Origin of the sequence: Nocardioides sp. (genome assembly GCF_047607365.1) — a bacterium.
In the GTDB taxonomy this organism is placed as follows: Bacteria; Actinomycetota; Actinomycetes; order Propionibacteriales; family Nocardioidaceae; genus Nocardioides.
The window spans coordinates 41,868-53,314 of sequence record NZ_JASGDD010000119.1 but is presented as its reverse complement, the minus strand read 5'-3'; the positions used below and the strand labels follow the sequence as shown (position 1 = coordinate 53,314).

Below are 11,447 nucleotides of genomic sequence, written 5' to 3'. Positions count from 1 at the left end.
GGGGCGACGCCGGGCCGACGTGGGCGACGGGGCTGGCGGCGCGGGCGAGCTCCGGGCGCTCGGCCGGCGTGCCGCCGAGAAGACGGACGTGGGGCGCCTGCGGATCGGCGCCGGGCATGTCCTCGAGCGAGGTCACGGGGTACCAGCCGACGACGGCGGACACCGCGCTGCTCACGCCGACGGCTCCGAGGTCGCCCTCGGCGCTGCCGGGCTGCGCGGCGAGCGTCGCGAGATGGCCCCCGGCGGAGTCGCCGAGCAGCCCGATCCGATCGGGATCGACGCCGAGCCGGGATCCGAAGGTCCGCAGCCAGCGGACGGCCGCCTTGACGTCGTACAGGCACGCGGGGAAGGGGGCCTCGGCCGAGTGACGGTAGCTGATGGACGCGACCGCGATGCCGGCGTCGTTGAGCCGGCGCCACAGTGTGGCCCAGTCGACCATGTCGTCCCAGGCGGGCAGGTGCGAGCCGCCCAGCCACGCGCCGCCGTGGACGTAGACGACCACCGGGACCGGGCCGTCGGCGTCGGGCACGTAGAGGTCCATCGCCTGCGGCCGCCAGCCCTCGACGTTGGCGTAGACGACCTGGCTCCAGACGGTCCGGTCGCCGTCGCGCCAGGGCGCGCGGGCGGAGGGGAGCTCGTAGGGCTTGACCGGGAAGGGGAGCGGGAACCGCTGGAGGGGTACGTCGGGCGCGCCGGCCACGTCAGCGACCCGTCAGCCGACGGTGACGGCCGGTGCGGCGCCCTCGGCGGGCTCCATCGACTCGGCGATCTTCATCGCCTCCTCGATCAGGGTCTCGACGATGGCGTGCTCGGGGACGGTCTTGATCACCTCGCCCTTGACGAAGATCTGGCCCTTGCCGTTGCCGGAGGCGACGCCGAGGTCGGCCTCGCGGGCCTCGCCGGGGCCGTTGACCACACACCCCATGACGGCGACGCGGAGCGGGACCTCGAGACCGTCGAGGCCGGCGGTGACCTGCTCGGCGAGGGTGTAGACGTCGACCTGCGCACGGCCGCACGAGGGGCAGGAGACGATCTCCAGGCGGCGCGGCCGGAGGTTGAGCGACTCGAGGATCTGGAGGCCGACCTTGACCTCCTCGACCGGCGGCGCGGACAGCGAGACCCGGATCGTGTCGCCGATGCCCTGGGACAGCAGGGCGCCGAACGCCGTCGCGGACTTGATCGTGCCCTGGAACGCCGGGCCGGCCTCGGTCACGCCGAGGTGCAGCGGCCAGTCGCCGGCCTCGGCGAGCAGCTCGTAGGCCCGCACCATGACGACGGGGTCGTTGTGCTTGACCGAGATCTTGAAGTCGTGGAAGTCGTGCTCCTCGAAGAGACCCGCCTCCCACACCGCGGACTCGACGAGCGCCTCGGGCGTGGCCTTGCCGTACTTCTCGAGCAGGCGCTTGTCGAGGGACCCGGCGTTGACGCCGATCCGGATCGACGTGCCGTGGTCCTTGGCGACCGCCGCGATCTCCTTGACCTGGTCGTCGAAGGCGCGGATGTTGCCCGGATTCACGCGTACGGCGGCGCAGCCCGCCTCGATGGCGGCGAAGACGTACTTCGGCTGGAAGTGGATGTCGGCGATCACCGGGATCTGCGCCTTGCGGGCGATGGCCGGCAGCGCCTCGGCATCGTCCTGGCTCGGGCAGGCGACCCGGACGATGTCGCAGCCCGACGCGGTCAGCTCGGCGATCTGCTGGAGCGTCGCGTTGACGTCGGCGGTCAGCGTCGTGCACATCGACTGGACCGAGATCGGCGACTCGCTGCCGACCCCCACCTTGCCGACCTTGATCTGGCGGGTGGTGCGGCGGGGGGCGAGCACGGGCGGCGGTGCCTCCGGCATGCCGAGCGAAACAGCGGTCACAACGACCGATTCTAGGTGGTGCCGTCAGGCGAGGGCGAAGTAGCGCAGGTAGAGGTAGAGCCAGGCGATCGCCAGCGACAGCACGGTCACCACGACGCCGTACTTGGTGAAGCCCAGGAAGCTGATCGGCTGCCCCGCCTTGGCCGCGATGCCGAGGACCACCACGTTGGCACCGGCCGCGACCGCCGTGGCGTTGCCGCCGAGATCGGCGCCCCAGACGAACGCCCACCACAGGGGGCTCTCGGCCCCGCCGTGTGGGGTCACCGCCACCATGTCCTCCACAATCGGGACCATCGCCGTCGTGTACGGGATGTTGTCGACGAAGGCCCCGAAGACCCCCGAGCCGAACAGCAGCGCGGTCGCGCCCAGCAGCTCGCGGTCGCCCATCCAGTCCGCGGCGAGTCGGCCCAGCTCTCCGATCACGCCGACCTCCACCAGCGAGCCGATCAGCACGAAGAGGGCCATGAAGAAGGCGAGGGTGCCCCATTCCACCTCCTCGAGGAACTCCTCCGGCGTGGTCCGCGAGACCAGGACGGTGACGCCGGCGCCCATCATCGCGACGACCGACGGGTCCAGGTGGACGACCGTGTGGAGGCTGAAGGCGACCATCACCAGCGCGAGGACCACCAGGCAGCGCACCAGCAGTCGCATGTTGACGATGGCGTCGCGGGGGCGCAGGTCGCCGAGACCGTCCAGGTCGACGGGCGTGGACAGATAGGAGCGGAAGAGGACCCGGGCGAGGAGGCAGTAGCCGGCCAGCAGGGCGACGCTCAGCGGCAGCGAGTGGATCAGGAAGTCGTCGAAGGTCAGCCCGGCCCGGCTGCCGATGATGATGTTCGGCGGATCGGCGATCAGCGTCGAGGGCCCCCCGAGGTTGGCGGCGAGGACGAGGGAGACGAGGTAGGGCATCGGCGAGAGCCCGAGCCGGCGGCACACCGAGAGGGTGACCGGCGCGACCAGCAGCACGCACGTCACGTTGTCGAGGATCGGCGCGACCACCGAGGTGACCAGGACGAGCAGCACGAGCAGCCTGTAGGGATGGCCACCCGATCGGCGAGCGGCCCACAGCGCCAGGAACTCGAAGAGGCCGGTCTGCTTGAGCACGCCGACGATCACCATCATCCCGAACAGCAGGAAGATGACGTTCCAGTCGACACCGGTCTCGGGGTCGAAGAAGGCCGTCTCCGCGTCGACGAGCCCGATCACCGTCATGCCGGCGACGCCCCCGAGCGCCGCGGCCACGCGGTTGACTCGCTCGGTGGCGATGAGGGCGTAGCTGATCAGGAAGACGGAGACGGCGGCCGACGCCAGGATCACGCGGTGCTCACCTCGAGCTCGCCGCACCAGCCGGCGAGCCGGCCGTGGCGGCTCACCGACCGCAGGCGCTCCTCCGCCTGGCCGACCTGGTCCCGGCCGGCGACCACAAGCACGTGGTCGGCGACGCGGAGCACCGTCCGCCCATCCGGCACCACGACCTCCGAGCCACGCGTGACCAGCGCGACGGCCGAGCCCGCCGGCAGGCGCAGCTCGTCGACCGTGACACCGCCCAGCCTCGAGCCCTCCTCCACCTCGAAGCGCAGCATCAGCGCGTCGAGCCGGTCCAGCGGCGCGAAGCCGATCGAGACCTTGTGGACGAAGCTCCCCCGCTCCCGCCAGCGCGGCTCCCTGCCGGTGCCGATGGCCAGCCCCACGGTGAATCCGACGGCGGCGCAGATCATGCCAACCGCGACGGCCAGCTCCAGCTCAGCGGTTCCCATCACGGCCGCTCCCTCCCGTGGGCTGGTGAAGGTGGAGCAGCAGCTCCACGCCGGCGAGGTCGACGCCCGTGATCGACCCGCCCGGCACCGCGATGCCGACGAGGGCCGCCACCACGCCGCGGCCCGAGGCGGCCAGGTCGGTGGCCTCGTGGTCGGCGACCATCGCGACGAACCGCTGCTCGGCGACCGTCGCGAGGCGGATGCGCGCGTCGTCGTACCTCCTGCCGGGAGGCTGGGAGGCGAGCAGGACGGTCAGGTCCACGAGCACCCGCACCTCCCGGCCCGAGAGCGTCGACGCCCGCACGTTCAGCGCCACCTGGCACGGATCGACGGGCCACGCGCGGGCCGACTCCAGGACGGGCACGACCACCGCGAGCCGCCCTCGGGTCGTCCGGACGACCCGGCCACGGCGCACGACCGTGACGCGGTGCCGCGACGGCGCGAGACGCACCACGGCGGGGACCAGCAGGCCCACGACGGCCACGAGGAGCACTGCCACCATCGCCTCCGACATGTTCCGACCTCCGGTCCCGTTCGTCCTGCTCGCCTCGGGCTCAAGTCAAGTCGACGGAGGGCCGGGGGCGAATGGGTGCTAGCACCCATTCGCCGCAGCGCCCACACGTAGCGGGCACATGGGACGCTGGGACGGTGGGCGTGAGATCGCTGTCGCTGTTCTGGAAGGTGTGCGCGACCAACGGGGCGGTGTTCCTGGCGGGAACGCTGGTCCTGGCGCTCTCTCCCGCCCGGGTGTCGGAGGACGTGCTCGCCTCCGAGGCGGTCGTCCTCGCGGTCGGACTCGCCGTCATCATCGCGCTCAACGGACTGCTGCTGCGCCGCAGCCTGGCGCCGGTGGACCGCCTGATCCGGACGATGGACAGCGTGCGCCTCGCCAACACGGGTCAGCGCCAGCCCTCGCCGCGCAGCGGCCCGGCGGCGCTGCTCGTGGAGAGCTACAACGCGATGCTCGACCGACTGGAGCGCGAACGCGCCGCGAGCGCGGCCAGAGAGCTCTCGGCCCAGGAGGCGGAGAGACACCGGATCGCCCAGGAGCTCCACGACGAGATCGGGCAGAGCCTGACGGTGGTGCTGCTGGGGCTCAAGCGGCTGGCCGACCAGCTCGACGGGGTCGCGCCGCCCGACGTGGTCGCGGAGGTCGGGGTGCTCCGCGACTCGGCGCGCCACGGCTTGGACGACATCCGCCGCGTCGCACGGCGGCTGCGACCGGGCGTACTCGACGATCTCGGGCTGCACAGCGCTCTCGCCGCCTTGTGCAGCGATGTCTCCGCGGCCGGCACCGTGCGGGTCACCCGCACCTTCGGGCGCGGGCTGCCCGCCCTGGACCGGGAGACCGAGCTGGTCGTCTACCGCGTGGCACAGGAGGCGCTCACCAACGTCGTCCGGCACGCCGGCACGGCGAGCGTCGCCGTCTCGCTCACCCGCCTCGGCGAACGGGTCGTGCTCGAGGTGGTCGACGACGGCGCCGGCCGAGGAGACCTGACGCCCGGCGCCGGCATCGTCGGGATGCACGAGCGAGCCCGGCTCGTCGGTGGCGACCTCGAGGTCGCCACCCTGCCCGGGCACGGGACCCGGGTTCGACTGTCGTTGCCGATCCCGGCGGCGGAGCACTCGCCGTGACCACGCGGATCCTCCTCGCCGACGACCACACGCTCGTACGCCGCGGAGTCCGGCTCATCCTCGAGCAGGAGCCCGACATAGCGGTCGTGGCCGAGGCCGGCGACGGGTCCGAGGCGCTGGCGCTGCTGCGTCGGGTCGAGGTCGACCTGGTCGTCCTCGACGTCGCGATGCCGCGGATGACGGGCCTGCAGGCGGCGCGCGAGATCGCCCGCCGCCCGAACCCGCCGAAGCTGCTGATGCTCTCCATGCACGACAACGAGCAGTACTTCTTCGAGTCTCTCAAGGCGGGCGCCAGCGGCTACGTGCTGAAGTCGGTCGCGGACGAGGATCTCGTCGGGGCGTGCCGGGCGGCGATGCGCGGCGAGGCGTTCGTCTATCCCGGTGCGGTGGGGACGCTGGTGCGCGACCTGCTCGAGCGCATGCGCCGCGGCGAGCAGCTGCCGACCAGCGTGCTGACCGCGCGCGAGGACGAGGTGCTCAAGCTGATCGCCGAGGGCTTCTCGACGCGCGAGATCGCCCGTGCGCTGACGATCAGCGCGAAGACGGTGGAGCGGCACCGCGCGAACATCCTCGCCAAGCTCGGCATGCGCGATCGGACGCAGGTGACCCGCTACGCGATCAGGGCCGGCCTGATCGAGCCGTAGACCTCACTCGGCCGTGAGGTGAACCGGGACGACGAGGTCGCCGACGATCAGGACGACTCCCATGACGAGCATGGCCGACGCGACGACGTACGCGATCGGGAGGAGCTTGGCGGCGTCGACGAACCCGGGATCGGGGCGGCCGAGCAGGCGGGCGACGCCGCGGCGCAGGCCCTCCCAGAGCGCGGAGGCGATGTGGCCGCCGTCGAGCGGGAGGAGCGGGATGAAGTTGAACAGGCCGATGAAGAGGTTGAAGCCACCGACCAGGCTGGCGAGGAAGACCAGCTTCTCGGTGAGCGGGAAGTCGCTGCTGGAGACCGCCTCGCCGGCGTACCGGCTGCCGCCGACGATCGAGACGGGGCTGTCGGCGGCGCGGTCCTCGACCCCGGCAATCGCCTTCGCGACGCCCCAGACCTTCGCCGGGAGGTGCACGAAGGAGACCACGGAGTCCTTGGCCATGCCGGCCATCTGCCTCAGCGTGTAGATCGGGCCGCCGTGGGTGACCTCGGTGTGCGAGGTCGGCGTGACCCCGAGGAAGCCGACCTGGCGGAGTGTCTCGGTCGTCGAGCTCGTTCCGGTGGGACGCGCCTCGACGGTGGTGTTGGTGGTCGCTTCCTGCTCGACGCCGTCGCGCAGGAAGCGAAGAGTCGCGGCGCCGTCGTCGTTGGCCTGCACCAGCGCCTTGAGCTGCGCCCACGACGTGACGGCCGTGCCGTTGAAGGAGGTGATCTCGTCGCCCGCCTCCAGCCCGGCGACGGCGGCGGGCGACTCGGGGTCGCCGGCCTGGCAGGTGGTGCGGTTCTCGACGTAGGGGATGACGCACTGGGTGACCTCGGCGAGCACCGGGCGCCCGGCGTCGGCCACGGTCGTGCGCTCGCCGTAGAGCCCGAAGATCGCGAGGTAGCAGACGAAGGCGATGAGGAGGTTCACCGTCGGCCCGCCGGCCATCACGATGACCTTCTTCCACCACGCCATCTTGTAGAAGAGGCGGGGCTCGTCCGCCGGCGTGACGTGCTCCCACTCGGCCTGGCGGGCGTCGGAGATGAGCTGGGTGAACATGCCCGTGTTCGAGTCGCGCTGCTCGCCGCTCGGGCCTGGCGGGAGCATCCCGACAATCTTGACGTAGCCGCCGAGCGGGAACGCCTTGATGCCGACCTCCGTCTCCTGGCCCGCGCGCGGCTTGCGCGACCAGAGGGTGGGGCCGAAGCCGACGAAGAACTGCGTGACCTTGCCGCCGAAGCGCTTGGCGGGGATGAGGTGCCCGAGCTCGTGCAGCCCGATCGAGGCCAGGATCGCCAGGAAGAAGGCGACGAGGCCGAGGGTGTAGAGAAGTGCGGTCACCGCTGTGTTCAACGTCCGATCAGGGTCTGGGCTGTCTCGCGGGCCCATGCGTCGGCCGCGAGGACGTCCTCGACCGTGAGCCCATCCGAGCGTACGTCGTCGGCCTGAGCGACCACGGCGGCGACGGTGTCCACGATGCCGGTGAAGGAGATGCCGCCGTCGTGGAAGGCGTCGACGCACACCTCGTTGGCCGCGTTGTAGACGGCGGGCGCCGTCCCGCCGCGCTCCCCCACCTCGCGGGCGAGCCGCACCGCCGGGAAGGCGACGTCGTCGACCGGCTCGAAGCGCCAGTCCGAGGCCTTCGTCCAGTCGATCGGGGTCTCGGCGCCGGGCACGCGGTCGGGCCACGCCATGCCCATCGCGATCGGCACCATCATCGTCGGCAGGCCGAGCTGGGCGACGACGGCGCCGTCGGCGAACTCGACCATCGAGTGGATCATCTGCTGCGGGTGCACGACCACGTCGATGCGGTCGAACGGGACGTCGAAGAGCAGATGGGCCTCGATCACCTCGAGGCCCTTGTTGACCAGGGTGGCGGAGTTGGTGGTGATGACCCGGCCCATCGCGAAGTTGGGGTGCTTGAGCGCCTCCTGCGGCGTCACGCGGGCGAGCTGCTCGCGGGTGCGCCCGCGGAACGGTCCGCCGCTCGCGGTGACGACCAGACGGCGTACCTCCTCGGCGCGGCCCGCGCGCAGCGACTGGGCGATGGCGCTGTGCTCGGAGTCCACCGGCACGATCTGGCCCGGCCCCGCCGCCTGCTTGACCAGAGGGCCGCCGATGATCAGCGACTCCTTGTTGGCCAGCGCCAGGGTGTTGCCGGCCTCGAGGGCGGCGAGCGTCGGGCGGAGCCCCACCGCGCCGGTGATGCCGTTGAGCACCACGTCGCACGCGGTCGCGGCGGCGTCGACGGACGCCTGCTCGCCGAGACCGTGGACGGCCGGCGCGAACTCCTCGACCTGGGCCTCGAACAGCGCCGGGTTGCCTCCCCCGGCGGTCAGGCCGACGACCCGGAAGCGGTCGGGGCTCGCCCGCACGAGGTCCAGCGCCTGGGTGCCGATGGAGCCCGTCGAGCCGAGGATGACCACATCGCGCATGGGCCATATCCTGGCGTACATGAGCGGCGGCCCCACGATCCCCCAGAAGCGCAACCTCGTCACGGCCATCCCCGGCCCCCTCTCCCAGGAGCGGCACGAGCGCAAGAAGGCGTTCGTCTCCGACGGCGTCGGCACCACCCTGCCGGTCTACGTCGAGGCCGCCGGCGGCGGGATCCTCGTCGACGTCGACGGCAACGCGCTGATCGACCTCGGCTCCGGCATCGCGGTCACGACGGTCGGCAACGCCGCCGAGCGGGTCGTCGCCCGCGCGGCCGAGCAGCTCGCCGCGTTCACCCACACCTGCTTCACCGTGACGCCGTACGACGGCTACGTCGACGTCGCGCAGAAGCTGGCCGAGCTCACCCCCGGCGAGCACGCGAAGAAGTCGGCGCTGTTCAACTCCGGCGCCGAGGCGGTCGAGAACGCGATCAAGATCGCGCGCCACGCGACCGGCCGCGACGCGGTGATCGTCTTCGACCACGCCTACCACGGGCGTACCAACCTGACGATGGCGATGACCGCGAAGCAGATGCCCTACAAGCACGGCTTCGGCCCGTTCGCCGGCGAGGTCTACCGCGCGCCGATGTCCTACCCGGTGCGCGACGGGCTGACGGGAGCCGAGGCGGCGGCGCGGGCGATCGACGTGATCGCCTCGCAGGTCGGCGCCGACCAGGTCGCGGCGATCATCGTGGAGCCGATCCAGGGCGAGGGCGGCTTCGTCGTCCCCGCACCCGGCTTCCTCCCCGCGCTCGCGGCCTATGCCGCCGAGAACGGCATCGTCTTCATCGCCGACGAGATCCAGTCCGGCTTCTGCCGCACCGGCGCCTGGTTCGCGGTCGACTTCGAGGGCGTCGTCCCGGACATGATCACGACGGCCAAGGGCATCGCCGGCGGCCTGCCGCTGTCCGCCGTCACCGGCCGCGCCGAGCTGATGGACTCCGTCCACGCAGGCGGCCTCGGCGGCACGTACGCCGGCAACCCAGTGGCCTGCGCCGGCGCCCTCGGCGCGATCGAGGAGATGGAGACCGGCGACCTGGCCGCGCGTGCGACCGCGATCGGCGCGCTGATGGAGCGTCGCCTCCGGGCGTTGCGGGAGGAGTTCGACGTCATCGCCGACATCCGCGGCCGCGGCGCGATGCTGGCCATCGAGCTGTGCAAGCCCGGCACGCTCGAGCCCGACCCGCTGCGGACGAACGCCGTGGCGGCCCACTGCCACCAGCAGGGCGTCGTGGTGTTGACGGCCGGGACGTGGGGCAACGTCTTCCGCTTCCTGCCGCCCCTGTCGATCAGCGACGAGTTGCTGGAGGAGGCCTTCGACGTCATCGCCGAGGCCTTCGCCGCCACCGCCTGAGGCGTCGCGAAACGCGGCACCCGGCGGCGTTGCACGCCGCTCGACGGCCCGCTTCGCTCCCAGGCCGCCTTCGCGTCGGCGCCTTGCCGGGCACCACGTTTGGCGACGCCTCCCTCGTCAGGCGGGCTCGGTCACGTCCTGGCCGGTGAGGGCGTCGTAGGCGTAGACCTCCTCGCCGGCGCGCGGATCGCGGGCGTGGATCACGTGGAAGGTCGGTCCATCGCCACTGCTGTCGCCACTGCTGTCGCCGGAGAGGTCGACGACGGAGGCGCTCGCGCCGAGGACGCCACGGACGATGCCGGGTGCGGCGGAGGTGTCGATCCGGGTGACGATGCCCGGCGTCACCCAGACGGGCACACCGGCGAGGAAGCCGCTCGCCTGCAGATGGAGGTGGCCGGTCAGGATCACGCGCACGTCGGTCCCCCGGACCACGTCGGCGAGCGCGTCGATGTCCTGGAGCACCGCACGCTCGGCGTACGGGATGGCGGGGATGCGCAGCGGCGGGTGGTGGAAGGCGAGGACGGTCCCCCGGGGCGCGGACGAGGCCAGGACGGTGGCGAGCGCGGCGAGCTGGCGCTCGCCGATGACACCGTGCCCCTGGCCGGGCACGAGGCTGTCGAGGGTGACGACGCGGAGCCCGCCGAGGTCGCTCACCGCCGCACGCGTGCCTCCGTCCGGGTCGAGGAGCGTGCCGCGGTCGGCGCCGCCGGCGCCGAGGTGGCCGGTGCCCAGCGCGGCCGCGAAGGCGTCGCGGTCGTCATGGTTGCCGGTGCTGTAGACGTGCGGGATGCCGCGCTCGGCCGCGAAGGCGCCGACCCGCTCGCGGACGGCCTCACATCCCGCCGCCGATCCGTCGTCGGCGATGTCGCCGCTGACGACGATGAGGTCCAGGTCGGGCACATGGCGCACGTCGTGGAGGATCCGCTCGAGCGAGCCGATCGCGTCGACGCCGTCCATGTCGGGGCCGGTCGCGGGCACGTGCGGGTCGGAGAGGTGGAGGATCCGGGTCACGCGACCATCCTGGCCCGACCCGCGCGCCGAGACCGGTAGCGCCGAGCGGTGCCGCTGCGGAGAATGGAGCGCATGCGGACTCAGGCGGAGCGGGACGAGCGGACTCTCGACATCGCCGGCGCGGTGCTCGGCGGAGCGGCGGCGTGGGTCGCGCTCGGGCTGCTCGGTGCGCTCGCGCTGAGCCTCCTCTCCGCCGGCGACGGCGTCTGGCATGCCGCGGCCGCGCTCGCCCTGGCCGGCTTCGCGGCGACCGTGATGGTCTCCCTCGCACGTCGCGGCGCCTCGCGGCGGTGAGCGAGCGGGTCCGTGCGGCGACCGGAGACGACGTCGGGGCACTGATCCGGCTGCGGCGGGGGTGGGCGGCGGAGAAGGGCGCTCCGACCGACGAGCCCGGGTTCGGCGAGAGGTTCGCGGCGTGGCTCGCGGCCGAGGGCGAGCGGCGGCGGTTCTGGCTGGCCGAGGTCGACGGCGCGGCCGTCGGGATGGTCAACCTGACGACGTTCACCCGGATGCCCTATCCGACCGGCACGGACGTCAAGGGCGCCTGGGGCTACGTCGGCAACCTCTTCGTCGACCCCGTTCACCGGGGCTGCGGGATCGGCAGGGAGCTGATCGAGGCGTGCACGGCGTACGCGCGGGAGCAGGACTTCGCCCGCGTCGTGCTGGCGCCGAGCGAGCGGTCGGTGCCGCTCTACGAGCGGGCGGGACTCCGGAGCGCGACCGAGCTCATGATCTTGCCGCTCGACGGTTGAG

General features: G+C 72.4%; 13 protein-coding genes. 5 read left to right on the top strand and 8 right to left on the bottom strand.

Going from position 1 to position 11,447, the window contains the following annotated elements; translation table 11 throughout:
* From QM572_RS09385 to QM572_RS09365, 5 genes are all read right to left on the bottom strand, one after another.
* Window positions 1–700 (bottom strand): alpha/beta hydrolase fold domain-containing protein (locus QM572_RS09385; RefSeq protein WP_415092367.1); only part of this gene is annotated, 700 nt, incomplete at its 3' end.
* A gap of 12 nt (window positions 701–712) precedes the next feature.
* Entirely contained in the window at window positions 713–1,843 is a 1,131-nt protein-coding gene (ispG, locus tag QM572_RS09380) for a flavodoxin-dependent (E)-4-hydroxy-3-methylbut-2-enyl-diphosphate synthase (RefSeq protein WP_415092373.1), read from the bottom strand.
* A 45-nt stretch (window positions 1,844–1,888) separates the two neighbouring features.
* On the bottom strand, window positions 1,889–3,181 hold the full coding sequence (locus QM572_RS09375; protein ID WP_415092365.1) for an SLC13 family permease: 1,293 nt from the start codon (window positions 3,179–3,181) through the stop codon (window positions 1,889–1,891).
* A complete protein-coding gene (locus QM572_RS09370) occupies window positions 3,178–3,621 on the bottom strand; it encodes a TrkA C-terminal domain-containing protein (RefSeq protein WP_415092371.1) in 444 nt (147 codons plus the stop codon). The genes QM572_RS09375 and QM572_RS09370 overlap by 4 nt, the downstream gene beginning before the upstream one ends.
* Window positions 3,608–4,123, bottom strand: coding sequence for a hypothetical protein (locus QM572_RS09365; protein ID WP_415092363.1), 516 nt, complete (start codon window positions 4,121–4,123; stop codon window positions 3,608–3,610). Before QM572_RS09365 ends, QM572_RS09370 begins: the two co-directional genes overlap by 14 nt.
* A gap of 152 nt (window positions 4,124–4,275) precedes the next feature.
* On the opposite strand from QM572_RS09365, the gene QM572_RS09360 reads away from it, so the two are divergent.
* A complete protein-coding gene (locus QM572_RS09360) occupies window positions 4,276–5,256 on the top strand; it encodes a histidine kinase (protein ID WP_415092361.1) in 981 nt (326 codons plus the stop codon).
* The gene (locus tag QM572_RS09355; RefSeq protein ID WP_415092359.1) at window positions 5,253–5,900 is read left to right on the top strand and encodes a response regulator; all 648 of its coding nucleotides are present in this window, start codon (window positions 5,253–5,255) and stop codon (window positions 5,898–5,900) included. Before QM572_RS09360 ends, QM572_RS09355 begins: the two co-directional genes overlap by 4 nt.
* 3 nt (window positions 5,901–5,903) lie before the next feature.
* On the opposite strand, the gene QM572_RS09350 is transcribed toward QM572_RS09355, so the two are convergent.
* Together QM572_RS09350 and dxr are read right to left on the bottom strand one after the other, a co-directional pair.
* Window positions 5,904–7,238, bottom strand: coding sequence for a M50 family metallopeptidase (locus QM572_RS09350; RefSeq protein WP_415092357.1), 1,335 nt, complete (start codon window positions 7,236–7,238; stop codon window positions 5,904–5,906).
* Window positions 7,239–7,246: 8 nt separating this feature from the next.
* Window positions 7,247–8,332, bottom strand: coding sequence for a 1-deoxy-D-xylulose-5-phosphate reductoisomerase (gene dxr / locus QM572_RS09345; protein ID WP_415092354.1), 1,086 nt, complete (start codon window positions 8,330–8,332; stop codon window positions 7,247–7,249).
* A 19-nt stretch (window positions 8,333–8,351) separates the two neighbouring features.
* Between dxr and gabT the strand changes: the two genes are divergently transcribed.
* Window positions 8,352–9,683, top strand: coding sequence for a 4-aminobutyrate--2-oxoglutarate transaminase (gene gabT, locus QM572_RS09340; RefSeq protein ID WP_415092352.1), 1,332 nt, complete (start codon window positions 8,352–8,354; stop codon window positions 9,681–9,683).
* A 117-nt stretch (window positions 9,684–9,800) separates the two neighbouring features.
* Here gabT and QM572_RS09335 read toward each other — a convergent pair whose 3' ends face one another.
* The gene (locus QM572_RS09335) at window positions 9,801–10,694 is read right to left on the bottom strand and encodes a metallophosphoesterase family protein (protein ID WP_415092350.1); all 894 of its coding nucleotides are present in this window, start codon (window positions 10,692–10,694) and stop codon (window positions 9,801–9,803) included.
* Window positions 10,695–10,766: 72 nt separating this feature from the next.
* Here QM572_RS09335 and QM572_RS09330 point away from each other — a divergent pair, with 72 nt between their 5' ends.
* Window positions 10,767–10,988, top strand: a complete 222-nt coding sequence (locus tag QM572_RS09330; protein ID WP_415092348.1) for a hypothetical protein — start codon at window positions 10,767–10,769, stop codon at window positions 10,986–10,988.
* Entirely contained in the window at window positions 10,985–11,446 is a 462-nt protein-coding gene (locus QM572_RS09325) for a GNAT family N-acetyltransferase (protein ID WP_415092346.1), read from the top strand. The genes QM572_RS09330 and QM572_RS09325 overlap by 4 nt, the downstream gene beginning before the upstream one ends.
* Window position 11,447 lies beyond the last annotated feature (1 nt).

Bases quoted from the DNA above. Each gene is read 5' to 3' on its own strand.
- ispG (WP_415092373.1), bottom strand. From the start codon at position 1,843: ATGCCGGAGGCACCGCCGCCCGTGCTCGCCCCCCGCCGCACCACCCGC.
- QM572_RS09370 (WP_415092371.1), bottom strand. From the start codon at position 3,621: ATGGGAACCGCTGAGCTGGAGCTGGCCGTCGCGGTTGGCATGATCTGC.
- QM572_RS09365 (WP_415092363.1), bottom strand. From the start codon at position 4,123: ATGGTGGCAGTGCTCCTCGTGGCCGTCGTGGGCCTGCTGGTCCCCGCC.
- dxr (WP_415092354.1), bottom strand. From the start codon at position 8,332: ATGCGCGATGTGGTCATCCTCGGCTCGACGGGCTCCATCGGCACCCAG.
- gabT (WP_415092352.1), top strand. From the start codon at position 8,352: ATGAGCGGCGGCCCCACGATCCCCCAGAAGCGCAACCTCGTCACGGCC.
- QM572_RS09330 (WP_415092348.1), top strand. From the start codon at position 10,767: ATGCGGACTCAGGCGGAGCGGGACGAGCGGACTCTCGACATCGCCGGC.